Genomic DNA, 24,625 nt, shown 5'->3' with positions numbered 1-24,625 from the left:
CGGGCTTCGATAACCGGAGACGACATCATGACCGACACACATCTTCAAACCCGATCCTCCACCGCCGTTGTGCTCGAGGAACTGCAGCTCTACGGCTGGCGCCCCTTCACCGACGAGCCCGATCCCCGCCCCTTGCCGGAGCCCGACGCCATTCGCACCGCCGTCGCCGACATTTTCGACGCACTCGTCTCTACGCTGTCCAACACGCGGCTGGAACCCGACCTCGAAGACCTGCTCTGGTCCACTACGAACATGTTTCACCGCATGGCGACGCGGACAGGCCGGGATCTCGACAGCAACGAACAGGCCCAAAAACGCGCACAGCGCGAACAGGACGGGTCCGAGGTCCGGTCGGTCGAACTTGAGACCCTGATCGCCGAAGGCCTCACGCTGATCGAGCGGCGCAATGCCTTTGAGGCCATGCGCGATCTCGCGGCCGAGTTGTTCGAGATCCATCTCGGCCAGACCTGGCATCCGCACACGGGCAGCCATGTGAGCCGCCGCACCCTGACCGCCTCTTTGATCGACAGCCGCGATCACTTGGCCGCAAAACGTAGGGTCGATCTGGAACCACTCCTGCCCCAAGGCGTTAAGATCGCGTTTAGCGGCGGACTGGACTGCAATGATCACACGGCCATCTGGGCTGCCCTCGACCGCGTCCATGCGAAACACGCCGACATGGTCCTGTTGCACGGCGGCGCGCCACGCGGGGCCGAACGCATCGCTGCAGCCTGGGCCGACAACCGCAGCGTGATACAGATCGTCTTCAAGCCCGACTGGACGCGGCACGGCAAATCGGCCCCCTTCAAGCGCAACGACCATTTACTCGACACCCTGCCCATCGGCCTCATCGTCTTTCCGGGCTCGGGCATCACCGAAAATCTCGCTGACAAGGCCCGCGCGATGGGCATTCCCCTCTTCGACTTCCGGCCGAAAGCCGCCCCACCGGCATGACCGGATTTTCGCCGACGCCCGCCCCGGACCCTCCCGGGGTGGGCCGTTTTCTGCTATGATCTGCCCGTGCCAATGGAGGAGGTGGCGGCGCGATCCTTGTACTCAGAAAGGAGTGCCTCATGTTTTTCTCCACCCTCTTCACGCTGTTCGGCCTTGGTGCCCTCTGCTGGATCCTGTTCAATCTGGCTGTCTACGCCCTGCCCTTCGCCATCGGGCTGACATCCGGCATGTATCTGTATGAAACCGGCCAAGGCGTCTTCCTGTCGATCATTGCGGGCCTGTTCATAGGCAGTTTTATCGCCGCTCTCGGCGAATTCGCCTTCGACCGCATCCGCTCCATCCCCATCAAACTCGCAATCGGCCTGATCTACGCTATCCCCGCCGGGATCGCCGGGTTTCATGCCGCAAAAGGCCTTGCCGAGTTCGGCAGCGCGAGCGCTGCGGCTATCGCCATCCTGTCGTGGCTGGGCGCGTTGGTCATCGGAGGCACGGCTTGGGCGCGGGTCACCGGCTGGTCCGAGGTCAACGCCATGTAGGACACGGCTCCGCACAGGTCTTTCAACGAACACTGAACGCTCCGTGAAGCCAACGCAGCAGCATGCCGTCAGTGACGTCGTCAGCATACCCCAGCGACCGATTGAGGCAACAGCTCTCGATCCTCGCCGTCACCGCAGCGTTGCGGCTCGGCAGGACCGGCTGAGCAAAGCCAGATCACCGAGACCTACATTGTGGCGCATGGCCCCGGTCGAGCATGCACTTGGAAAACCGGCATACCGACCATCACGGCAGACAAGCACAGACACGGCGAGAGGGGGCAATCCCAGAGGAGCGAGGCACGTCCGGGACATGCACCGTTTCCGCCTGTACTCCGCAACCTGTCTTTGTACGACGCATGCTGCCGGGATCTTGCGCGGTCCAAAGGTAGCCTGTCATCCCCTCTTCCATGGCATGAAGCCACGCGTCCCTTGCGGGCCTCTCAGCGGCTGATCTGACCGGGATCGGCTGACGCCTCGACCGCCTTGGCCGCAACGGCAGGTCCGGACTTTCTTCCCCTGGCGTCCCCGAAAAGTCTCGGGTCCGCCATTCCTCGCGGAACAAGAAAGACCGGCCTTGCCGTCCTCCGCTGGCGCTTCGGGCCACAGGGGCTGCGTCGACGGATCGCCCCGGTCCTGACGATCGCCATCGAGGCCGCGAAGGGCGCGGGCTCGGACAAGCCAAAAGGAGATATGACATGGCCACCATCGGAACCTTCAAGAAAACCGGCAGCGAATACGTCGGAGAAATCGTCACCCTCAGCGTTCAGGCGAAAGCCGTCCGCATTGTCCCCGAGGACAGCACCCCCAACGACAACGCCCCCTCCCACCGCGTCTTCGTCGGCCGTGCCGAGATCGGCGCCGCCTGGTCCAAGCGCTCGACCGAGGGCCGCGACTACCTTAGCCTCAAGCTCGACGACCCGAGCTTCACCCAGCCGATCTACGCCAACCTCTTCGACGACACGGTGATCGAAGGCGGCGAAGAGACCTTCAGCCTCATCTGGTCGCGCCCCAACACCCGCCGCAACGGCGACTGACAGCGGACGACCCCGGCCGGGCTCCCGGGCGGGGTTTTTTTCTGGAACTGACGATAGGTGGTCGACGGCTTTCGGAAAACGTACAACGCCGAAAATCGCCCCAGAGCGAACGCTCATCCCAGTTTTCAATTCTGCAACGCAGCCTCACCAGACGGACGATCCACCAATCGTCACGGCTTGCCTATCAAGAGATGAGGCCAGTGTTCCGCGACCAGTGCTTTGGTGACTTGCTCGCCTCGGCGGCTTAGCCGATCGATCCACTCTTCGGACATTCCCGAAAAGTCGGTCGGATAGTTGTAGGCCTCTTCACGGGTCACGAGGCCATCCGGGGGGTATTTGAGACGGCTATCGGCCTGTCCAAGATAGGGCATCAGTACGCCCTTCAATACCCCGAGTTTCAAAAGGTCAAACAGGCGCTGAGTGGCCACATTCTGCGCTCTATCATGTAAGCAATAGAAAACGCTCTGCATGCGCGCCGGAAGGAACTGGGTGGGCTGGTCGAACCGGAGCCCATATCCGGCCTTGCAGCAAATAATCGTATCGATGTCGGTTACATTCAGGCTGACCTTGGGATCACGATCCGGCCACAGTGGTGCCAGACCCAGATTGTCGTAGACGCCGCCATCGGTCAGACTAACCCGCTCCTCGCGCCGGGTTCCGTCCTTCTTGTTGAACGGCAGGACCTCGTCCAGCGCAGGAAGTAGCGCGGGATATGCGGCCGAAGCAGTGACAGCATGGGCCAGGGTAATTTTACGGTCCGCCAATTCGCCGTAGCGCCAAGAACCCGATTGTTTCTGCGTGAAGTAGAACGCGGAGCCTGTCCTTAAGTCAGAGGCGTTGACGATCAGCAAAGGACCGTCTGCAGGCAGGTCGCGCAACAGCGCGCCACCGAAAAGTTCGTCGTCAAATACACGCTCCAGGATCGTGGTACGGCTGGCAAAACGACGGATGGGAGAATGGAGTTTTTCGACGCGCCATTTCGCGCGCTGGTCGGGCGGGATCAGGAGCAGTAGCCACTGCGCGACGAACGCTATCAGGCTGATGATGATGTTTGTCGGTATAAGGACCGCAGCACAGAAAAAGGCGCGCAGGCCCTCGGTCGTGGTAAAGACCTTGCCGATTGCGGGCCGCACGAAGCCCGAGGTGAGATGATTGCGGACGCGCTCTTCAAAAGCCGGAAACGGATCGGTGTTGGCGGCGAATAGTGCGCCGATCACGCTGCCGCCAGAGACCGTGGAGATGACTTTCACGCGTTCAAGTATGCCGAGTTCATCAAGGGCTCTGAGACACCCGAGATGAAAGGCGATAGCGCGGGAACCGCCGCCGGATAGGGCAAGGCCGATTTTCTCTTCCGCCATCAGCCCGTCGCCTCCCGCGATGCATACGGCTCTTCACCGCCTTCGACCGATTCCGCGTAGCGATTAGCCAGTATGATACCGATTTCTCCGTCGCCCGCGATCAGCATGAGGGCGGGCAAGGTATCAATGTCGAAGACCGTGGAAAGCCAGTCGATCTGAACCAGGTCAGTCGCGCTCGGGCGCGCTGCCGCCCGCGGCGGATGAGAGTGCCATTCGCCAATGTAACGAACCTGGCCGCGAGTCCGTTCGAATACACCATCAAGGTGCTCGTGGACGCCCTCGGAGCCGCGGGTAAATCCACCGGGGCTCTCCACGCTATCGGGCGGCGCGGGCGCGGTATCAACGATGTGTATTGTCTGCGCAGGGATATCTACGACGCCGGTCAATACCCCTCCGGTTTCGTTCGGAAGACGGGCATTTCGCATGGCGCGAACCCGCTCGACAAGCCCCGTGTCCACGACCACCGACCAGTCGTCGGCGGTAAAGCTGACGACGGGAACGGCGGGATAGCCATGCGAGTCTACGTCGCCCTCATCCGTCAATGACCAGACTTTCATGACCGCGTCTTCCTGATCGACGGCGCGGCCCAGAGCCCCCGCGATCAGCCCGCTGAGCGCCATGACATTCGACTCGGGCATGCGGTTCGTGATGGCACGGCAAGCGCCTGTGTAGGCGTAGTTTCCTCCGGCATCGGCGAGAAGATTTGCAAGGGCCGCCTCTCTTCCGACCAGCCCGAAAAACTGCGCTTCGAGATCGCGGAGCGTAAGTGAACGATCCGCCGGTTCGGTCAAGAGGATGCCTGCGCTGCCGACCGGATTGAAAAAGACGCTGACGCGCCGGGCCGCGGACGGGTGGTCGGATAGAAAGCGACCGGCCAGGACGGACGCTGTCGCATCTATGATCAGGTCTGCTTCATTGAGGGCGCGGTCGATCTCCTCGCGGTGTCCGTTATCGACTAGCACATTGGCGCTGATGGGGCTTCCGACCGGTTTGGCGCTGTCCAGTGTCACAGAAACGGCAGCAGCGACGAGTGCGGCCTTTTCGTCGGTGACATTTCCGCCGCGGCCAATATGCCGCGCCAGGTTGTGCGGTAGCAGGCGATCATCATCAATAACCGTCCACTCAAACCGGCCTTCGCGGGAAAGGCACTCAGCCAGGTGCGAGCCAATAGTGCCCCCTCCGACCAAAACCACCTTACGTGTATCGGGCGTCTCGCGCCCAGAAAGTTCCGTGGCGAGTTCGCGGTCGAACTCGTAGTGTATCTCGGCTGACTGGGCGAGGATCGCGCGCACGGCATCCATATCGGGGGCGGATGAAGCCAACCGCTTCACGAAGCCGACCTGGCTACCTTCAGCTGGCGTCGCGGGCTCGGCGATACCTAGCGCGACCGCGATCTCGCCGACCGGCTTGTCCGTGATGAAGGCCCGCAAATCCGTACCGTTTTCGACAGCTCCATCGGGCGCAATAATCGGCATCTCGACGACGACGACAAAGCGGCTATTGATCCGCCATGCGGGCGACGGGTTTTCACCGAGCCAGCCCGAAAACTTCTCGCGCAAGTCCGCAAGGAGATCGATGCCACGGCGCGCCAGCATGTCAGCCAGACTGCCGAGATTCTCCGGTGCGAATGTCAGGCGCTGCATTTCTTCCGCGTCGACGCGGTAGGCGGCAAGACAGATGGGCTCCAGCGACTCGATGGGTTCCCTCACATCCTTGAGATCGCGGATGCGGAGGATTTGGTCGGTCTTGCGGACGGCTACGAGGTCGGTATTGCCAGCCCCGCCCAGAATTCTCCGAGAAATGATGAAACTAAGATGACTGCCGATCATGAGAGGGTCGAGCGGCTGACGGGCGTCGTGAAGCTCGCCCCGTATCGCCCGCTCGAACCACGACAGGATGCGATGACCGAGTTCGGCAGGCGTCCAGGTCAGGCGTGCTTCCGCCCATATCCGATCATCGATACAGATCGCGCGAGGCGCGCCCTCGGCCGTCAGTTGTTGATGAAACGTGTCGGGGAAATCGTCACGCAGCACGTAAACCAGCGGCATTCCGTCTTGCGCCGCGAACCGTATCGCCAGCCGCTCGGTGCGCTTGATCGGATAGAATGGTTTCTGCGGACGACCCGTCCGAAAATCCATTATGACCAGTTCGCCGAACTCACTGCGCCGTGTCTCGATCACCGTCATCAGTTCAGAAGCATGGCGTTCGGCGAACGTCACGAGAGCCTTCGCCGCCGGAGATTCCAAATCACCGGCGGCAATAACGTCGAACCCAGAAAGCCACGCCTCGATGTCCATCAGCCCGCCTTCGGTGTCGCAGCCGCGGCAGAGCTGCTGACCATCGGCGCGGCGACATCAAGGGCGATGCCGAGCGCCGTCACGTTGTAGGCGAAGGGCTTGGGATTGGTCTGGCTGGGGTGTTCCATCGTCACCCTGAATTCGCCATCATCCGCATTCGTGATGCGGCGGTGATAATTCGCGGCCTGGCGATGTGGAGGCTGGACACCCTGATCCGCTTCCGAGCCCTTGGCAGGGATCGGGTTGGACGGCGACACAATGACGGCCCCCGCTTCGCGCTGATCTTCGAACAGCCACTTTACGTCCGGTTCGGGCTTAGTTTCCTCGGCACCACGATCCGGCGCGAGCGCAAGATACGAGCAGTGATGGGGCAGCTTCATGATGTCCCAGAGCAGGCGGTCCTCGTTCCCGTGATGGCGGGTAACCTGGACGATCTCGGAAATGGTCTCGTAGTTGACATCCGAGGCCAGAAACAAACGGGATTCCTGCCCGCCTTCGACAAATGTCGCGTGCAGAACGATCGAGTCCTCGTTGCGCTCGATGACCGTGTTCTCGTTCTGCCGCCAACCGAACGGGCAGTGGACGAAAAACTCGACCTGTTCCGGTCCGGTCTTGTCGTAGCCGGGAACGGTCCGGCCCGCATCGACAATCAGGTGCTTGCGCGACTCGAAATCGATGCCTTCGTCCTGCATCCATTTTTTCAAGCGTTCGGGGCGGGAAAAGACCCGGATGCCCTTGCCGTCACGGAGCCTGTGCCGCGCCTCCGAACGCACGATCCGCGCGTCGTCAGTCAGGCCATCTTCAAGGATGGCTGCCGCGGGCACCCAGAGTTCATTGATCTTGATCCGGCCTTCCCCCTGATACTTCCCTGCATGCCGGAGCCAGAAGAAGTCTCCGAACCCTTTGCAGTGGTCAGTATCGGTGTGGGTGATGCACACCACATCGTAGTGGTCGCGCCCCGCGCGTTTCAGATCGCGGCGCAGCTCTTCCGGCAGATCGCAGCGCTTGTCCCCGATCTCACTGTTCCGCATCGCGGCGTAGTCGACGAGGACCTTCTGGCCGTCGGCGAGGTCGATCCGCAGTGTGTCGGCATTGCCGAGGGGATAAAAATTCAGCTTGGCAGCCATGACCGCCTCCTTTCAGCTTGACGTGATTCCAGCATATGAGTAAAGTTAATATACGCATCGTGTTTTGATGTCAATATAGTTACTATACGTATGTCTGCAGGGAGGGAAGAGAATGGGCGAACCGGCACAGGGCTTAAGGTGGGGCGTGGAGCGACGGCTCGAATTCATCGAGTTTCGCTTGTACTGGGAAGGGGGAATAAACCGCGGGGAACTCACGAGTTTCTTTGGAGTTTCAGTCCCGCAAGCCTCGAAAGACCTGAGCCAGTATCAAGAAATCGCTCCTGGCAACATGGAGTACGACAAGAGCGAGAAGCGGTACTTCACCTCAGCTGGATTCAAGCCCCGCCTGATCGACCCGGACTCCGATCAGTACCTGTCACAGCTCAGGGCGGTGGCCGATGATGGCATGCGTCTAGAAGGCATATGGCTTTCGAACATGCCGGAGGCGGATCTCATGCCGATCCCGTACCGCCGCGTTGAACCGAGCGTCCTGCGCTCCATCCTCGCCGCCATTCGCGAAGGCAAGGCAACAGAGATCGTCTACCAGTCGATGAACCCTAAGCGTCCCGACCCAGAGATACGCGGTATCAGTCCACATGCCTTCGGTCACGACGGCTTTCGCTGGCACGTCCGGGCCTTCTGCCATATCGACAAGAAGTTTAAAGATTTTCTGTTGTCGCGCTGCCTGGAATGCAAAGTCACAGGCTTAGCCGAAGCGACGCCGGATGATGACCAGCTTTGGCAGGAATTCATCGACCTACGGCTCAAGCCAAACCCAAAACTTTCGAAGGCACAGCAGCGCGTGATTGCTTCGGATTACCACATGGAAGACGACGAACTGAGGCTAAGTGTGCGAAAAGCCCTTCTCTACTACTTCAATAAACGCCTCCGACTGGATGTTGCCGAGGCGCTTGATCGACCACAAGAGGCGCCGATTGTTGTGGCTAACAAGGCTGCCTTTGAGAAGGCTCTATACTGTGCTGCATCCTGAGGCGCTGGGCCACCGTCCGCGCCATCACATGATCGAGACTTGCGCAAGCTCTTTGCCATTGCCCATATTTAAGAGACCATAAAGAGATGTGTGCAAACTGCGAAAATCTATTTCGCTGAAGTTAGCGATTGCGAGTTACAGGTACCGCGAATGTAGACTTTCCGCGAAGACATACTGTCACTCAGACTTGGCAAGCAGCTGCGCTGGCTCGACACCCAAGGCGTCCGCGACCTTCTGCAGAGTCACTATGGTAACGTTCTGCTCTTTCCTCTCCATCGCGCTGACATGCGCGCGGTCGACATCCATCGCCGCCGCCAACGCGGCCTGTGTCAGCCCGCGCAATTGGCGGTAGTGCTTGAGATTCCTTGCAAAAACAACGCGGATGTCCATCCGCGAGTAAAGAACCTATCGCGTATTTTGGTGCGACGTATTATAATGCTCATCTGCAGTTTGACTGACCGCAATCCGACCTTGCACATGCAATCTGATGTGCTGTTATGAGCCTTGACGCCCAACGGCGAGGGGGAATCATGTCTGCCACCGGCACCACGCCGATCGCTGATCTCGCACCACAAAGCGATGAGCTGACCGATTACGACCACGCGCATATGACGCTGTACTTGCGCCTGTTTGATGCCGCTGAAAGCGGAGCCAGCCTGCAGGAAGTCAGTGAAATTCTATTCGGTATAGATGCCGCCGAAGAACCAGAGCGTGCCAAAAAGATGTACGACAGCCACCTCGCCCGCGCCCGCTGGATGACGGAGCAAGGCTATCGCAAGCTGCTTGAGGGCCGTACTGGCTGAACTTCGCCCGATCCGTCTGAGATCGGCGAACACCCGCGCAGGTTGCGCAAAGCAACCGTTCCTGCCGTCGTTTTGACGCGCCACCAAGCTATACTCCATGTTCATCGAAACAGCTGACGCGGAGCTTCGCCATGACCAAGGATTGGCAAGACGAAACGGCGTACAAGCATTTCGACAGTCTCGACCTGTCCGGGCTGGCCTGGGAATGCTTGCGCCGCAATTCCGACTATCGCGCCAATTACCCGCAAATGCGGGATGGATTGAAATCTCCGGCAGCATGGGGGTTGCGATTTCCCGGTTGATCCGGACATCGACGCACCCAATGCACCCGTATTCTGGAAGCCATCAATCGCCCCGGCAGCGGTCGGGTATGTTGTGCCAGTCCCCGGCGGCGACACCGCCGCGCCGCACATCGATGCAGATGATCTGACCGTCATCGGAACGCAGGACGGCTTGATCTATGTGCGCCTCGCAATAGGCGCATTGCTCGTGCTGGATGCAAAGAACCTGCACCGGCCCCTCGGCATCCTGGTGCCGCTGGACGAACATTGGGCAGCACGTGTCGACATACTCAAGGCGCTCCGCGCGCAACTGTTGTACCGCAAACGATCCCCTCCGCCCCTAACGCCACAGCAGCGTCGTCGCATCCAGCTTGCACTGCGCACGCTCGATGCGCGCCGAGACCGTGCCAGCTACCAGACGATCGCGCGGCATTTGTTTGGCGCGGAGGCTGTGTCGCGCGAGCATTGGAAAACCAGCTCCCTAAAGGCCCAGATCACTCGACTGTCGGCCCATGGCACGCATCTGACCACCAAAGGCTACCGCTTTCTCCTTCTCGGCCGCGGACCAACGGGGCGCCCCAAGCCGCGCAAGTGATCACCGTGCGATCTCCGAATTTCGAACCCTCATCATGCCCCGATCCTGTTGGACTTTGGGGGTGACGTTTTCGCACCGCGGTCTTCGTCATCCCTCCTTTGAACTCTTCTCCGTTTTGATGACCTCCGACAGCCCGCGACGCGCCGTCACGAGGCCCAGCCACCGGAGATACTCAAATGCCCGACCCCAACGAAGGACTGCCTCCCCGCTACCTCAGAACCCCGGAAGCCGCTCGTTTTCTCGGCCTGTCCGGTCGCACCTTGGAAAAACACCGGACCTACGGCACGGGCCCGCGCTATTCAAAAATCGGCGGGCGCGTCGTCTACGCGGTCGACGATCTGCAGGCCTGGGTCACACGAGGCGAGAAGACCTCGACTTCGGACGAGACCGAAGATCGCGTTCTGCCCGCCAAACGCCATGCAGCCGTTTCACCGGCCTATCTGCGGCGGGGGCGCTGAGCCGATGCAGACACTTGCCCATCTCACTTGGATCGAAGGGCGTATCGAGCGCTGGATCCGTTTCGGTCGGATTGCCGAGGAAACGATCCTGACGCGCACGGAAAAGCGCCTTGCCTTTGCGCCAGGCGCAATCTTCGCGCTCGTCCGCTGGTCGTCGAACGACCACGGCACCGTTGAAAGCCGGATCGACATTATGCGTGCCGTCGATGCAGGCGAGCCCTGCTCCACGGTGCCCTGCGTAACGCCCGGTGGCGAGATTTTGCTGCGCCTCTCCGGCTGGCCCAAGGTCGAGGCTGCGCTTCGGTCCATCGACATCGTGGAAAGCTATGGCATCGCGCCCGAAGATATCTGCCCCGACCATTGGCGGCACGTTCACAACCGCGTGACCGCTGCATTGGAGCCCCGGCCCTACACCCCTGCCCGGCATGCCGCCTGGCTCAAGCGTCGCATGGTGACGACATGAGCGCGGCGGCCCCTCCCCTCCTTGCGGCCGGTTTGTCCCTCGGTTTGCTCTCAGTCGCACAGATCGACCGCACACCGCGTCTGATCTGGAATGCCTCAGCAAGCGTGCCGGTCGGACTTTACGTTGTTCGAGCGTCGAACCCGCCATCGTTGGGCGATCTCGTTGCCGTGCGCCTGCCGGAAGACTTGTCATCCTGGGTGGTTGAGCGCGGCTATGTCGCTGTGGATACCTTGTTGTTGAAGCGCGTCGCGGCCGTCTCAGGCATGACCGTCTGTCGCGACGGCGTTGACATCGCCATCGACGGTACCGTTGTTGCCCAGGCAACATCGGCTGACCGGCACGGTCGCCCACTTCCCCGTTGGACAGGATGCATCACGCTAGGGTCAGACGAGGTTTTCTTGCTCGTCGCAGGTGTCGCGGACAGCCTCGATGGACGGTATTTCGGGCCCTTTTCAGCGGACACGATCCTCGGACGCGCCATCCCTCTTTGGACATATGGGGGGGCGGAAGATGCGTCGTCTTGAACGCGGTCACAGCCGTCGGCACGCGGGCGTTACTACCGCGCTTGTACTGATCCTCTGCATGCCGATCACCGCGGCACCGTCCGCCGTAATCGCTCAGGACTGCAGTGTTCCAGCATCTGAGCAGCAACCCATCGACATCCATATCGCTGACGCCGCGCGCAGGTTCGGCATCCCACAGCCGTGGATCCGTGCCGTCATTGAGGTTGAAAGTGCGGGCAATCCACGCGCTGTCAGCCACGCGGGCGCTATGGGGCTTATGCAGATCATGCCCGGCACTTGGACCGAGTTGCGCGCAGCCTATGGGCTTGGCGAAGATCCCTTCGATCCACGCGACAACATCCTAGCCGGTACAGCCTATCTGCGACAGATGTACGACCGCTTCGGGTCGCCCGGCTTTCTCGCTGCCTACAATGCCGGGCCTGCGCGCTACCAAGAGCACGTTGATACCGGGCGCGCCCTGCCGCTTGAAACCCGCAATTACCTCGCCATCCTCGCGCCACTCATCGGCGACGGGACCAACGTCGCGCGCGCAGTCAGTCGCCCGCAGAGGACGCAGGACTGGCGCGACGCCCCGTTGTTCGCGGCAATGGCCGAGGAGGGTCAGACCCCCGGCGATGACGCCCAACGGATTGCGACTGACGCGTCTCAGAACGGGATTTTCGTGCCTCTCAGCCAGGGGCGAACACAATGATCTGCGGATTCGCCCCATGGCGAGGTCTGGCAAGCCCCGTCGCAGGAATGTGCCGAGGCGGGTCGACGCTCAGGGTCTCAACAGAAAGAGCGCGAGATAAAAGAGGTGCCGCAAGCGGACCTCAAGCTGTTGTTTCTCTGCGAGGATTTGCGCGGCACATCCAAGCTGCATGCCGCAGAACTTCACCTAGAGAGCTGATTTATGGGCGTTTTTCAAGCGGCAACTGGTCCTTCAAGCGAGTGCGGCCATGACCCGGCGCGACAATGACCTGCGGATCCGCCCCGGACGCATCCGCGACGGCGGCAGGACCTCTAAGCAATCGACACGCTTCGTCAACGAGGTGATGCGCGCTGCGCGGAAATCTGGACATACCGGCTATCGTATCGGCGGGGGCAGCACGCGTTCCGGCAACGCCGCTTTCGGGCGCGGACGGTTTGCCCGAACGGCCAAAGGCCTGACTCGCACCTCACGGCGCGTCGTCGTGAAGGCCCGCGTCGTGCGCCACCAGGGTAAGCGCTTTCGTTCCGCGCCCATGGCCAAGCATCTCGGCTATCTGCAGCGCGATGGCGTCGGTCAGGACGGGCGCGACGCCGATTTATTCGGGGCTCAACGCGATGATCTTGACCGGGGCGGATTTTCGGCGCGCTGCGAAGGCGACCGGCATCATTTCCGGTTCATCATCTCGCCGGAAGACGCGGGCGACCTCGAAGATCTGCGCGCCTTCACCCGGGATCTGATGGCCCGAGCCGAACGGGATCTCGGCACCACACTCGACTGGGTCGCCGTCGATCACTGGAACACCGACAATCCGCATGTCCACATCCTGGTGCGCGGAAAGGCCGACGATGGGCGGGACCTTGTTATCTCGCGCGACTACATCAGCCGGGGGTTTCGGGCGCGCGCGGAAGACCTCGTGCAACTGGAACTAGGCCCCCGCAGCGCGCGCGAGAATTCCCAAGCGCTGGAAACCCAGGTCACAGCGGAGCGCTGGACCGATCTCGACCGCGGCCTGCGATCCCTAGCGGACGACCATGCCGGCATCGCCGACCTGCGCCGCGGCACGCCGGAGCCCCGCGATCCGGAGCTGCGCCGCTTGATGATCGGGCGTGCCCAGACACTGGAGAGGCTCGGGCTGGCCGAACAAATCGCCCCTGCCGTCTGGGAGTTGAAACCGAATGTCGAGGACACTCTGCGCGAACTTGGGATGCGCGGCGACATCATCAAGAGGATGCACCGGGCCATGGGCGCCGACCGCAACCGCGCAGCGGGTGATTTCGCCATTGAGGGCACGCCCACCGCGCCGATCCTCGGGCGGCTCGTGGAACGCGGCTTTCATGACGACCACACAGGCACCGGCTACGCGATCATCGACGGTGTTGACGGTCGCGTTCATCACCTTCGCTTCCAGGATCTCGATGCGACCGGCGACACGCCACAAGGTGGTATCGTCGAAACCCGGCTCTGGACAGGGAAGACGGACGGGACACCACAACTGTCTCTTGTCGGTCGTTCCGATCTGTCGCTTGGCGACCAGATCGAGGCCGATGGCGCGACCTGGCTTGACCGCCTGCATCTTTCCCGGGATCGCGCACCGCTGAGCGGTGCAGGATTTGGCGCGGAAGTCCGCCAGGCGCTAGAGCGGCGCGCAGATCACCTTGTCGCCCAAGGCCTCGCCCGCCGGCAAGGTGGGCGCGTGACCTTCACTCGCGATCTTCTGGCGACCCTGCGCAACCGCGAATTGGACTCCGTCGCCAGAGACCTCAGTGCCCAAACCGGCCTCCCCCGATACAAGCCGACCGAGGGCGAGCCCGTCGCTGGCACGTTTCGCCAACGCCTCGATCTCGCCTCGGGCCGCTTCGCCATGATCGATGATGGTCTCGGCTTCTCGCTCGTCCCTTGGACCCCGCTACTCGAACGCCATCTCGGCCAAACCGTCACGGGCACGATGACGCCCGGCGGCGGGATCGATTGGAGCCTCGGGCGCAAGCGCGGACTGAACCTCTGAGCAAAAAGGATATGACCATGAGCCGTCAGGACACGTCATCGGCCACCAAGATCCTCTGGGGCCAGATCCTCATCGTCAGCATCGTGGCGCTGCTCTTCGTCTGGGCAGCGACGCAATGGGTCGCGTTTCGTCTGGGGTTCCAACCCCAGCTTGGCGCGCCGCTCACCGCCCTGTTCGGCCTGCCGATCTATCGCCCGTGGCAGGTCTTCACCTGGTGGTACTGGTACGACGCCTACGCGCCCCGCGTCTTCATGGAAGGAGCCGTAATCGCCGGCGCTGGCGGGATCGCCGCCATTGCCGTCGCGATATTGCTGTCGGTCCTGCGGGCGCGCGAGGCCAGCGACGTGACGACCTATGGCTCCGCCAGATGGGCAGGCCTCAAGGATATCACCGCCGCTGGGCTGTTCGCAGACGACGGCGTCGTGCTGGGCCATCTCGACAAGCGCTACCTCCGGCATGACGGACCAGAACATGTGCTGTGCTTCGCGCCCACCCGCTCCGGCAAGGGTGTCGGCCTAGTGATCCCAAGCCTGCTGACCTGGCCCGGCTCCGCGATTGTTCACGACATCAAGGGCGAGAACTGGCAGCTGACGTCCGGATGGCGGGCGCGGTTCGGGCGTGTCCTGCTCTTCGATCCGACCAACGCGGCCAGCGCCGCCTACAATCCGCTGCTCGAGGTCCGCCGCGGCGAGCGCGAGGTGCGGGACGTGCAAAACATCGCGGATATCCTCGTCGATCCCGAAGGCCAGCTCGAGCGACGAAACCATTGGGAGAGGACCAGCCATTCCCTTCTGGTCGGTGCGATCCTGCATGTCCTCTATGCGGAGAAGGACAAGACACTGGCAGGCGTCGCCGCCTTCCTGTCAGATCCTCGGCGTCCCATCGCCGCCACATTGACTGCAATGATGCGCACGCCCCATTTCGGTGATCGCCCGCATCCTGTTGTCGCTCAGGCCGCGCGCGAGCTGCTGAACAAATCCGAGAACGAACGCTCCGGCGTCCTCTCGACCGCCATGTCCTTCCTCAGTCTCTACCGCGACCCCGTGATCGCCGCCGTGACCCGACGCTGCGACTGGCGGATCGATGATCTCGTCTCGGATGATCGGCCGCTCACCCTCTACCTCGTGGTACCCCCATCGGACATTTCCCGCACCAAACCGCTGGTCCGGCTGGTCCTGAACCAGATCGGCCGCCGCCTGACAGAAGAATTGCACAACACCAACCGTAAACACCGCCTTCTGTTCATGCTCGACGAGTTCCCCGCCCTCGGCCGTCTCGACTTCTTTGAAAGCCAACTGGCCTTCATGGCGGGCTACGGTCTCAAGGCCTTCCTGATCGCCCAGTCGTTGAACCAGATCGAAAAGGCCTATGGCCAGAACAACGCCATCCTGGACAACTGCCATGTCCGCGTCGCTTTCGCGACCAATGACGAGCGCACGGCGAAGCGCCTTTCAGACGCCCTCGGCACCACGACCGAACTGCGCGCGATGAAGAACTATGCAGGCCACCGCCTGTCACCCTGGCTCGGACATCTGATGGTCTCGCGCCAGGAAACCGCCCGCGCCTTGCTGACCCCCGGCGAGATCATGCAGCTGCCATCCGACGACGAAATCATCCTCGTGTCCGGCGCGGCCCCGATCCGGGCCCAAAAAGTCCGGTACTTCCGCGATGCGCAACTGACGGCGAGAATCCAAAACCCGCCTAGAGTAGAAGCATCTGCAGCAATCAGCACGGCGGGAACCCACGATTGGAGCAGTCTTCAGCCGATCATGCAACCTCAGGAAGCTGATACGAACAAGCCCGCTGACGATGCAGATGGCGGCATCCGACGAGAGCCTGACATTCCCGAGCATGAGGATGTGGTGCCCGAACTGCCGTTCCCGCGCGAGGAATTCGCCGCCCTCGACGACGAACCTGACGACGAGGCCCAACGCGCCCGCGCCATGCAAACCCGCTTCCGTACTGTGGCGCGTCAAGCGGCCCTCGATCCGGACGACGGGATCGAACTGTGAGGTGACAACATGAAGAAAGCCAAGATCACCGCCTATGTCGACGCAGCCTTCTTCGACGAAATCGACGAACTGGCAGCACGGCGGCGCGTCCCCAAAACCCAGATCATCGAGGCGGCATTGGCGTCTTTCCTCTCACCCGACAGCGCCGAACAAAGCGAAGCCGCGATCGTCCGCAGGCTGGACCGCCTGACGCGGTCGTTGGAGCGTCTAGAGCGCGATCAGGAGATCACGACGGAGGCGCTCGCGCTGTTCGTCCGCTTCTGGTTGACCACGACACCACCCCTGCCCGATGACGCATACTTGGCGGCCAAGGCGAAAGGGAAAGAGCGGTATGGAGGCTTCGTTGAGACGCTAGCGCGGCGGCTGGGAAAAGGTACGACCTTGACAAGAGAGCTATCTCGGGAAGAGCCAAACCCCAAAGTCCAAGATTAGCAACAGGAACAGAAAAGAGTTATCGAAAATATGGACTTACTCAAAGGTCGTTGCTCAATTTGACGTTCTTCAAGGCGTCGATCCAGGCCTCAACAAAGTCGGTTGACCTTAGTTCGAATACTTTATATACGAATAATAATTATACCCAACCGCGAGTCGAGCGATGGCCTCCACCGAACTGAAATGGGCGACGGAACAAAGGTTCCAGTTTATCGAGTACCAAGCCTTCTGGCTTGGTAGCCTCAACCGTGTCGACCTCACATCGCATTTTGGCATCTCGGTACCTCAAGCTTCCAAGGATATAGCAGCCTACCAGGCTCTATACCCGCAAAACATAAAATACGATCACAGCGAGAAGCGGTACTTTGTGACGAAGGAGTTTGCGCCTCACTTCATAGAGCTGAAGCCAGATGTATTCCTCAATGGCCTGTTGAGAGAAGCAGATGATTGTCAAAATCCTGTACTGCTGCCGACTGAAGGTATCCCGATTCCGAAGCGACTGATTGACCCATTTGTGCTGCAATCCCTGACTGAGTGCATTGCGACCAATCAGTCGGTAGAAATTCTGTATCAGTCGATGAGCCCGAACAAACCCGATGCAATCTGGCGCCGTATAACACCCCACAGCTTTGCAACTGATGGGCTTCGTTGGCACACGAGGGCCTACTGTCACATCGATCAAAAATTCAAAGACTTCCTGATATCTAGGTGTCTTGGCTCCCGCGAGCCTGGAGCATCTGCCGCATCGGTTCATGACGATATCTATTGGAACAAGTCTTTCGAGATCCGCCTCGTGCCCAACCCCGCACTGTCCGCTTCACAGAAGAGGGTAGTGGCAACCGACTACGGCATGCGCGACGCAAGGCTTACTGTTTCCACGCGGATGGCCATGTTGTACTATTTTGAGAAGCGCTTGCGGTTAGACGTTGCGCATCTCATGGACGACCCAGGCGAATGCCCGGTGATTATTGAGAACAAATCGGCTTTCGACGCCGCCGTCGAGGAGGCGACAAAATGACGGCCTCCAATTTCGACTTTCTAAAGGACCACTGGCCCGAGGTTGCTGTTCTTGGCGCAAGGGCCGAGAGCTATGTGATGCTCGATGCCAGGAGTGCTATATTCAATCTCCGGCTTCTGGCAGAGAATCTGGTGAAGGACATCTATCACGCACTTCATCTGCCCAAACCGGTTAGACCGACTCAAATCGATCTTCTCACCAACAGCGCCTTTGTAGCCGTGGTGCCGAAAGTCGTCCTGAACAAGCTGCATGCCATAAGGAAATTCGGAAATAAGGCGGCACACGGCGATGATGTTTCCCGGAATGACGCCCTGTGGTTGCTCAAGGAAGCTCACGATCTCAGTAAGTGGGCTATCATCAACTACTGTCAGGTAGACCACAAAACGCTGCCGGCATTCGAGCAGCCAAAACTCGAAAGCGTGGGCAAGGAACAGCAACCGCTTACTCAGCAAGAGAAGCAGACCCTCCAAAAGCTAGCTGCTCAGGAAGAGCAAATCGTTGCGCTTTTGGCAGAGGTAGAAAAGTCCCGCGAGCAAGTTGAAGCCGCCGAGAAAAAGGCTGACGAACTAGCAGGCCTCGCAAAATCTGCTCAGCGGACCGCCGACGTCCTTGAGTTCAACGAGGCGACAACTCGGTCCCGCATCATTGACAACCTAATCGCAGCTGCCGGTTGGAATGTTGCGACGGGAGAAACATCGACGAATGAAGTCGTGAAAGAGATGGAGGTCGATGGCCAACCTACGCCGTCCGGAAAGGGCTTCGTAGACTATGTCCTGTTGGACGCAGACGGCTCGCCACTGGCGGTTATTGAGGCAAAGAAGACCTCCGTCGATCCGGAACTCGGCCGAAAGCAAGCGGTGCTGTACGCAGATGCACTAGAGAAGAAGTCGGGCCAGCGGCCGGTCATTTTCTACACCAACGGATACGATATCTGGATGTGGGACGATGCAGCCGGGTACCCGCCGCGAAAGGTGTTCGGCTACTACTCCATGGACAGTCTGCAGTATCTGGTCAAGTTCCAGCGGAAGAGCCGCAAGGATCTTAAGTCGCTGGTACCACAAGAGCGGATCGTCAATCGCTTGTATCAGATCGAAGCGATCAAACGCGTGTCCGAGCGCTTTGCCGACAAGCATCGAAAGGCGTTGATCGTCCAGGCAACAGGTACCGGCAAGACGCGTGTTGCGATCGCTCTTGCCGAATTGTTGATCCGCGCCGGATGGGCCAAGCGGGTGCTGTTCCTTTGCGACCGTAAGGAGCTCCGTAAACAGGCGAAGAACGCTTTCACCGACTTCCTCGATTCAGAGCCGATCCGGGTGGTCAACTCTCGTGTCAGCGGTGCTGCCACGGAGCGGATATTCATTTCGACGTACCCGGCGATGCTCAAGGTGTACCAGTCGTTCGATGTGGGGTTCTTCGATCTGATTATCGCTGACGAGTCGCACCGCAGCATCTACAACATCTATGGTGATCTCTTTCACTATTTCGACAGCCTCCAGGTCGGGTTGACGGCGACGCCGGTCAATTTCGTGACACGATCGACCTTTGGCCTTTTCAATTGCGAGGGCAAGCTGCCGACCTTTAGCTACGACCTGGAAGAGGCAGTCGGTGAGAAACATCTCGTTCCCTTCGAAGTGATCGATCATACATCTCAGTTCCTTCGTGAAGGCATCACGCTTGATGGCCTGACTCAGGCCCAGATCGAGGAACTGGAAGCCCAAGGCGAAGACCCGAATGACTATGACTACTCCTCGGAACAGGTCGACAAGGCGATTTACAATCGCGACACCAACCGTGTGATCATTCGCAATCTGATGGAAAACGGCATCCGAGATGCGAACGGACAGACCATCGGCAAGACGATCATCTTTGCGCGCAATCATGAACACGCCATGCTGATGAGCCGGCTATTCGACGAGATGTATCCGCAATATGGCGGAAAGTTCTGTCAGGTGATCGACAACTATGACCCACGCGCGGAAAGCCTGATCGACGATTTCAAGGGCACGGGCACCAACAGCGAGCTCACCATCGCCCTTTCGGTGGACATGCTCGATACCGGCATCGATGTGCCTGAGATCGTGAACCTCGTCTTTGCCAAGCCTGTGCGCTCGCCGGTCAAGTTCTGGCAGATGGTTGGACGCGGCACACGGCTTTGCACCGATTTGTTTGGCCCTGGAAAGGACAAGACCATCTTCCGGATCTTCGACCACTGGGCTAACTTCAAACGCTTCGAAGAGGGCTACAAACCTGCCGAGCCGACGGTTACGAAATCACTGCTCCAACAGCTTTTCGAGCAGCGCATCCAGCTTGCTGAAACGGCACTGCAGAAAAGCGAGATTGCCGTCTTCGATCACGTGATCCAGTTGATCGCTGCCGACATCAATGCGCTCGATGAAAACACCGTCGCGGTGCGGGAGAAGTGGCGGGAGAAGCGCTCGACTGCTTCGATTGAGAACCTGAAACGGTTCGATCCTGGGACAGTATCGGTGCTGCGCCAGACCATCGCCCCGCTGATGCAATGGCGCGATATCAGGGGCAAGGCCGAGGCGCATGCGTTTGATCTGCTTGTGTGCAAGGCCCAGATCGCGGTCTTGTATCAGTCTGCCGAGGTCGCCGATCTCAAGATCGATTTCCTCGACCGGCTGGGCTCGCTCCAGATGCATCTCAACCCGGTTCGGGAACAGGCCGAGGTGATCAAAAAGGCCAAGTCCGATGCCTTCTGGAACGGCGTGACCGTGATGGACCTTGAGGCCGTGCGCGAGCCGTTGCGCAGCATCATGATCTACCGCGACAGAAAGAAGATTGTCGGCAACGGCCCCAAGATCGTCGACATCACTGAAGACACCGGTCTCGTGCAGTCCTCGCGCCGCAGCGCTTCGCTCAAGACCGTGGACATGGCTGCCTATGAGCAGCTCGTGGAAGCTGAACTGAAAAAACACTTCGAGACCAATGCGACGTTGAAGAAAATCCGCGCAGGCGAGGCGGTGACGCCCGAGGACCTCAACGCAATAATCTCGCTGGTCTTGACCCAGAACCCCGATGTCAGTCGCAACGCGCTGGAAGAGTTTTTTGCGTCCACGACGCTGCCGCTCGACATCACCATCCGCAAGATGGTCGGGCTCGACGAACAGGCCGTGAAGGAAAAGTTCTCGGCTTTCGTGCTGGGCCATCCCGAACTGACCGCCAAGCAGACACGCTTCCTAGCGTTGCTGCAAAACCACATCATCAAATTCGGTTTCATCACCATCGACCGCCTCTATGACCAGCCATTCACGGTTGTCGATGCCGATGGCCCCGAGGGCATTTTCGAAAAGCCCGACGACATTGACCAGTTGATGAAGATCGTAAATCTCTTCGCTCCTGCGCCCAAAGGCGACGATGGAGCCGACACATCCCAAGGAAAGCTGCACTAATGGTAACCGGCGAATTGAAAAAGAAGATCGATGCCCTCTGGACCGAGTTCTGGACCGGCGGCATCACCAATCCGCTGACGGTGATCGAGCAGATCACCTTCCTGATCTTCGTGCGCCTGCTCGACGTGAACGAGGCCCGCGATGAAAATCGCCTGAAGCGCAGCGGTACCGAGTTCAAGCGCCGGTTCAATGCCGATGAACAGGAACTCCGCTGGTCGCAGTTCCGCCATCTGGGTGCCGATGAGATGCTGCCGCTGGTGCGCGACCGGGTCTTCCCGCATTTCCGCAAGGCGTCCGTCGGCACCACCTTCGCGGAATTCATGAAGGATGCGCAGCTGATGATCCAGAAGCCCAGCCTTCTGGTGAAGGCGGTCAACATGATCAACGACCTGCCGCTCACCGCCGGCGACACCAAGGGCGACCTGTATGAATACCTGCTCGGCAAGCTGACCACGGCAGGCATCAATGGTCAGTTCCGGACTCCGCGCCACATCATCCGCCTGATGGTGGACATGCTGGAGCCCAAGCCCACCGATGTGATTTCCGACCCGTCTTGTGGCACCGGCGGCTTTTTGGTCGAGACGATGAACTACCTTCTCGAAAACCACACCTCGCCCGAGGCGGTGATGGAGGAAACGGATCCGGAGACCGGCAAGACCGAGAAGACCTTCACCGGCGACCTGCTCGAGGACCATTGGACCCATATCCGCAACGACATGTTCCACGGCTTCGATTTTGACGCCACCATGCTGCGCATCGCGGCCATGAACATGATGCTGCACGGCGTTGATAATCCCGACATCCATTACCAGGACACGTTGAGCAACAGCTTCCCTGAGCGCTTCCCCAAATCCGCAAGCGAAGGCTTTGACATTGTCCTCGCCAATCCGCCCTTCAAAGGCTCGCTGGATTTCGAGGATGTCCACGCCGGGCTGCTCCGGCAAGTGAAGACGAAGAAGACGGAACTGCTGTTCCTGGTGCTGATCCTGCGCATGCTGAAAACCGGCGGGCGCTCGGCCACCATCGTGCCCGATGGCGTGCTCTTCGGCTCGTCCACCGCCCATGTGGCGCTGCGCAAGCTCCTGATCGACCACAACCAGCTGGAGGCGGTGATCTCGCTGCCGTCAGGGGTGTTCAAGCCCTATGCGGGTGTGTCCACAGGCATCCTTGTTTTTACCAAGGGCGGGCGCACCGATGATGTCTTCTTCTACGATGTGGAGGCGGACGGTTACTCGCTGGACGACAAGCGCGACCCGATCGAGGCCAATGACCTGCCGGATTGCATCGCGGCCTGGCGGAACCGCGATCCGAAGCGGGACACGGACCGCAAGCAGAAGGCCTTCTTCGTTCCGGCCGATGACATCCGCGAGGCGAATTACGACCTCTCGCTCTCCAAGTACAAGGAGCGCGTCTACGCGGAACAAAAATACGACCCGCCGAAGCTCATCCTGAAGCGGATGAAGAGCTTGAATGACGACATCGCCAAGGACCTCGCCGAACTTGAGGGGATGTTGGGATGACGACCCAAACCATTCCACTTGGCGATCTGGTCGAGATAAAAGGGGGCGGCACCCCTAGCCGGACTGTTTCAGAGTTCTGGAATGGCAATATTCCATGGGCCACAGTCAAAGACTTCAAATCGACTGCACTCGACGCCACAGAAGAATCCATAACACTGGAAGGGCTTAAGCGCTCGGCAACAAACATCATTCCTTCCGGAAATGTTATCATCCCTACAAGGATGGCAGTCGGAAAAGCTGCAATCAATTCGGTCGATATGGCCATTAATCAGGATTTGAAGGCGCTGCTACCAAAGGGAAAAATCGACAAGCGGTTTTTGCTTCACTTCCTTCTCGCAAAGGGTGAATTCCTTGAAGGACAAGCACAGGGTGCCACCGTCAAAGGCATCAAACTTGACCTTCTGAGGACCTTGCCTTTTCCAGCGCTTCGCCTCGACGAACAACGCCGGATTGCGGTGATCCTCGACAAGGCCGATGCCATCCGCCGTAAACGCCAGCAAGCCCTCGCCCTTGCCGACGATTTTCTCAAGTCGGTGTTTTTGGAGATGTTCGGTGACCCTGAAACGAACCCGAAACAACTACCACAAGAGGAGCTTGGCAAGCTATTGGAAAGGATCGATAGCGGTCATAGCCCCAAATGCGAATCTAGGCCAGCCGCAGAGGACGAAATCGGGATTTTGAAAGTGAGCTCGATCTCATCCACTCACTTCAGGCCCGAAGAAAACAAGGCCGTTTTCGAAGGATATCCTATTGATGAGCGCAACCTCGTTCATAAAGGTGATCTTCTCTTTTCCAGAAAGAACACTTACCAATTAGTAGGCGCGTCCGCGATTGTTGAGAACGCACATGGAAAACTGGCGCTGCCTGACTTGATATTTAGGCTCGTACCAAGATCGGATCGCAAAATTGAACTTCCGTATCTGTGGATGCTCTTGACCCAAGACTCAATCAGAGAGCGCTTGAGAAAAGTGGCCGGTGGATCAGCTGCGTCGATGCCAAACATTGGAAAAGAAAGGCTCAGATCTGTCCTCCTCCCAATCGCCAAACCGGAGGATCAAGTCCAGTTTACTAGATACTACTCTAAGAGAATTTCATTGAAAAAGAAGCTTCAGGAAAATTTGAAAGTATCGGAAGACCTCTTCGCCTCCCTCTCACAACTCGCTTTCCGAGGGGAGCTATGAGCGATCTGAAACTCTTCCGGATTGGCGGCACCGATGTCTGCGAGGTGCATGGCACTTCGCTGGCGCTGGAAAAATCACTGCAGACGCTGATTGAGCAGAACTTGGAGACCTTTCTCGGTGTCCGCTTTCTGGCGTCCGAATTCTCCACCGGCCGCGACCACGGCGGGCGGATGGACACGCTTGGCATCGATGAGAATTCCTGCCCGGTGATCATCGAATACAAGCGTTCCTCCAACATGAACGTCATCAATCAGGGCCTGTTCTATCTCGACTGGCTGGTGACGCATCGCGGCGATTTCGAGATGCTGGTCTTGAAGAAGTTCGGCGAAAAGGCCGCCCAATCCGTCGAATGGTCATCGCCGCGCCTAATCTGCATCGCTGGCGACTTCTCCCGCTATGATGAGCACGCTATCAAGCAGATGAACCGCAACATCGAACTCATTCGCTACATGAAATTCGATGACGACCTCCTGCTGCTCGAACAGGTCAACGCAGCCTCTGCTCCGCTGAACGGTGTGATCGCGACGGATAAAGTTGATGGCGGCACGGACGGCGGGCAAAAGCAGAAATACACCACCGTCTCGCAATACCTCGACAAGGCGGACACTGAGCTGCGCGCCCTCTTTGATACGGTGAAGGAGCATCTTGAAGGGCTGGGGGACGATGTTCAGTTCAAGGTGCTGCGCTTCTATTTCGCGTTCAAGCGGATCAAGAATTTCGCCTGCGTCGAGATCAAGACCCAGGAGCGCAAGCTGATCGTCCACGTCAAGGTCGACCCCGACACCCTCACGCTGGAAGACGGCTTTACCCGCGATGTGCGCACCATCGGCCATTTCGGCACCGGCGATCTGGAAATCACCATCCGCTCGATGGAGGACTTCGAGAAGGCCAAGCCGCTGTTCGAGCGCAGCTATGAAAATGCGTGAGGTCGG

At 59.6% G+C, this 24,625-nt stretch carries 23 protein-coding genes; 19 read left to right on the top strand and 4 right to left on the bottom strand.

All coding sequences use genetic code 11. The features are described from left to right. Nucleotides 1–27 precede the first annotated feature (27 nt). The 3 genes from ACR0CE_RS00840 (at nt 28) to ACR0CE_RS00830 (ending at nt 2,524) form a co-directional block, all read left to right on the top strand. Nucleotides 28–954, top strand: coding sequence for a DUF2493 domain-containing protein (locus ACR0CE_RS00840; protein WP_480830502.1), 927 nt, complete (start codon nt 28–30; stop codon nt 952–954). A gap of 119 nt (nt 955–1,073) precedes the next feature. Continuing rightward, a complete protein-coding gene (locus ACR0CE_RS00835; RefSeq protein WP_480830501.1) occupies nt 1,074–1,490 on the top strand; it encodes a hypothetical protein in 417 nt (138 codons plus the stop codon). Nucleotides 1,491–2,185: 695 nt separating this feature from the next. Then, the gene (locus ACR0CE_RS00830; RefSeq protein WP_021100681.1) at nt 2,186–2,524 is read left to right on the top strand and encodes a DUF736 domain-containing protein; all 339 of its coding nucleotides are present in this window, start codon (nt 2,186–2,188) and stop codon (nt 2,522–2,524) included. A 170-nt stretch (nt 2,525–2,694) separates the two neighbouring features. Here ACR0CE_RS00830 and ACR0CE_RS00825 read toward each other — a convergent pair whose 3' ends face one another. From ACR0CE_RS00825 to ACR0CE_RS00815, 3 genes are read right to left on the bottom strand one after another with little or no spacing between them, the layout of a single operon-like run. Beyond that, nucleotides 2,695–3,882 (bottom strand): patatin-like phospholipase family protein, encoded by a 1,188-nt coding sequence (locus tag ACR0CE_RS00825; RefSeq protein ID WP_480830499.1) that lies wholly within the window; start codon nt 3,880–3,882, stop codon nt 2,695–2,697. After that, nucleotides 3,882–6,179, bottom strand: a complete 2,298-nt coding sequence (locus ACR0CE_RS00820) for a Mov34/MPN/PAD-1 family protein (RefSeq protein ID WP_480830498.1) — start codon at nt 6,177–6,179, stop codon at nt 3,882–3,884. Before ACR0CE_RS00820 ends, ACR0CE_RS00825 begins: the two co-directional genes overlap by 1 nt. Next, entirely contained in the window at nt 6,179–7,306 is a 1,128-nt protein-coding gene (locus tag ACR0CE_RS00815) for a ComEC/Rec2 family competence protein (protein WP_480830496.1), read from the bottom strand. The genes ACR0CE_RS00820 and ACR0CE_RS00815 overlap by 1 nt, the downstream gene beginning before the upstream one ends. Before the next feature lie 112 nt (nt 7,307–7,418). Here ACR0CE_RS00815 and ACR0CE_RS00810 point away from each other — a divergent pair, with 112 nt between their 5' ends. Further along, the gene (locus ACR0CE_RS00810) at nt 7,419–8,297 is read left to right on the top strand and encodes a BrxR family helix-turn-helix transcriptional regulator (RefSeq protein WP_480830494.1); all 879 of its coding nucleotides are present in this window, start codon (nt 7,419–7,421) and stop codon (nt 8,295–8,297) included. A gap of 177 nt (nt 8,298–8,474) precedes the next feature. Here the strand turns inward: ACR0CE_RS00810 and ACR0CE_RS00805 are convergent, their stop codons facing one another. Then, entirely contained in the window at nt 8,475–8,687 is a 213-nt protein-coding gene (locus ACR0CE_RS00805) for a helix-turn-helix domain-containing protein (RefSeq protein ID WP_480830493.1), read from the bottom strand. A gap of 140 nt (nt 8,688–8,827) precedes the next feature. Here ACR0CE_RS00805 and ACR0CE_RS00800 point away from each other — a divergent pair, with 140 nt between their 5' ends. The 15 genes from ACR0CE_RS00800 to ACR0CE_RS00730 all read left to right on the top strand — a co-directional run bounded on the left by ACR0CE_RS00800 (nt 8,828) and on the right by ACR0CE_RS00730 (nt 24,619). Further along, on the top strand, nt 8,828–9,100 hold the full coding sequence (locus tag ACR0CE_RS00800) for a DNA -binding domain-containing protein (protein ID WP_299603378.1): 273 nt from the start codon (nt 8,828–8,830) through the stop codon (nt 9,098–9,100). A 131-nt stretch (nt 9,101–9,231) separates the two neighbouring features. Continuing rightward, complete coding sequence (locus ACR0CE_RS00795) at nt 9,232–9,402, top strand: transcriptional regulator domain-containing protein (RefSeq protein ID WP_161861004.1); 171 nt, start codon at nt 9,232–9,234, stop codon at nt 9,400–9,402. 73 nt (nt 9,403–9,475) lie between these two features. Continuing rightward, the gene (locus ACR0CE_RS00790; RefSeq protein WP_480830491.1) at nt 9,476–9,976 is read left to right on the top strand and encodes a DUF2285 domain-containing protein; all 501 of its coding nucleotides are present in this window, start codon (nt 9,476–9,478) and stop codon (nt 9,974–9,976) included. Nucleotides 9,977–10,152: 176 nt separating this feature from the next. Next, a complete protein-coding gene (locus ACR0CE_RS00785) occupies nt 10,153–10,434 on the top strand; it encodes a helix-turn-helix transcriptional regulator (RefSeq protein ID WP_021100692.1) in 282 nt (93 codons plus the stop codon). Between the two features lie 4 nt (nt 10,435–10,438). Continuing rightward, nucleotides 10,439–10,897 (top strand): DUF2840 domain-containing protein, encoded by a 459-nt coding sequence (locus ACR0CE_RS00780; RefSeq protein ID WP_480830489.1) that lies wholly within the window; start codon nt 10,439–10,441, stop codon nt 10,895–10,897. A gap of 44 nt (nt 10,898–10,941) precedes the next feature. Further along, nucleotides 10,942–11,421, top strand: coding sequence for a S26 family signal peptidase (locus tag ACR0CE_RS00775; RefSeq protein ID WP_480830487.1), 480 nt, complete (start codon nt 10,942–10,944; stop codon nt 11,419–11,421). Then, entirely contained in the window at nt 11,408–12,112 is a 705-nt protein-coding gene (locus ACR0CE_RS00770; RefSeq protein WP_480830486.1) for a lytic transglycosylase domain-containing protein, read from the top strand. Before ACR0CE_RS00775 ends, ACR0CE_RS00770 begins: the two co-directional genes overlap by 14 nt. Nucleotides 12,113–12,359: 247 nt before the next feature. Continuing rightward, nucleotides 12,360–14,117 carry a relaxase/mobilization nuclease domain-containing protein gene (locus ACR0CE_RS00765; RefSeq protein ID WP_480830484.1) on the top strand — a complete coding sequence of 586 codons (1,758 nt, stop codon included), beginning with the start codon at nt 12,360–12,362 and terminating at the stop codon, nt 14,115–14,117. Between the two features lie 17 nt (nt 14,118–14,134). Beyond that, nucleotides 14,135–16,129 carry a conjugal transfer protein TraG gene (locus ACR0CE_RS00760; RefSeq protein WP_480830482.1) on the top strand — a complete coding sequence of 665 codons (1,995 nt, stop codon included), beginning with the start codon at nt 14,135–14,137 and terminating at the stop codon, nt 16,127–16,129. Nucleotides 16,130–16,138: 9 nt separating this feature from the next. Further along, nucleotides 16,139–16,561 carry a ribbon-helix-helix protein, CopG family gene (locus ACR0CE_RS00755; RefSeq protein WP_480830480.1) on the top strand — a complete coding sequence of 141 codons (423 nt, stop codon included), beginning with the start codon at nt 16,139–16,141 and terminating at the stop codon, nt 16,559–16,561. A 163-nt stretch (nt 16,562–16,724) separates the two neighbouring features. Further along, nucleotides 16,725–17,579 carry a BrxR family helix-turn-helix transcriptional regulator gene (locus tag ACR0CE_RS00750; protein ID WP_480830478.1) on the top strand — a complete coding sequence of 285 codons (855 nt, stop codon included), beginning with the start codon at nt 16,725–16,727 and terminating at the stop codon, nt 17,577–17,579. Beyond that, on the top strand, nt 17,576–20,992 hold the full coding sequence (locus tag ACR0CE_RS00745; protein ID WP_480830476.1) for a DEAD/DEAH box helicase family protein: 3,417 nt from the start codon (nt 17,576–17,578) through the stop codon (nt 20,990–20,992). Before ACR0CE_RS00750 ends, ACR0CE_RS00745 begins: the two co-directional genes overlap by 4 nt. Further along, complete coding sequence (locus ACR0CE_RS00740; RefSeq protein ID WP_480830475.1) at nt 20,992–22,512, top strand: type I restriction-modification system subunit M; 1,521 nt, start codon at nt 20,992–20,994, stop codon at nt 22,510–22,512. The genes ACR0CE_RS00745 and ACR0CE_RS00740 overlap by 1 nt, the downstream gene beginning before the upstream one ends. Further along, nucleotides 22,509–23,693, top strand: coding sequence for a restriction endonuclease subunit S (locus ACR0CE_RS00735; protein WP_480830473.1), 1,185 nt, complete (start codon nt 22,509–22,511; stop codon nt 23,691–23,693). Before ACR0CE_RS00740 ends, ACR0CE_RS00735 begins: the two co-directional genes overlap by 4 nt. Continuing rightward, a complete protein-coding gene (locus ACR0CE_RS00730; protein WP_480830471.1) occupies nt 23,690–24,619 on the top strand; it encodes a DUF5655 domain-containing protein in 930 nt (309 codons plus the stop codon). Before ACR0CE_RS00735 ends, ACR0CE_RS00730 begins: the two co-directional genes overlap by 4 nt. Nucleotides 24,620–24,625 lie beyond the last annotated feature (6 nt).

It is taken from the genome of Ruegeria sp. L11, assembly GCF_056531755.1.
Note: the sequence above shows the minus strand (reverse complement) of the source record. Positions and strands in the feature narration are given on the sequence as shown.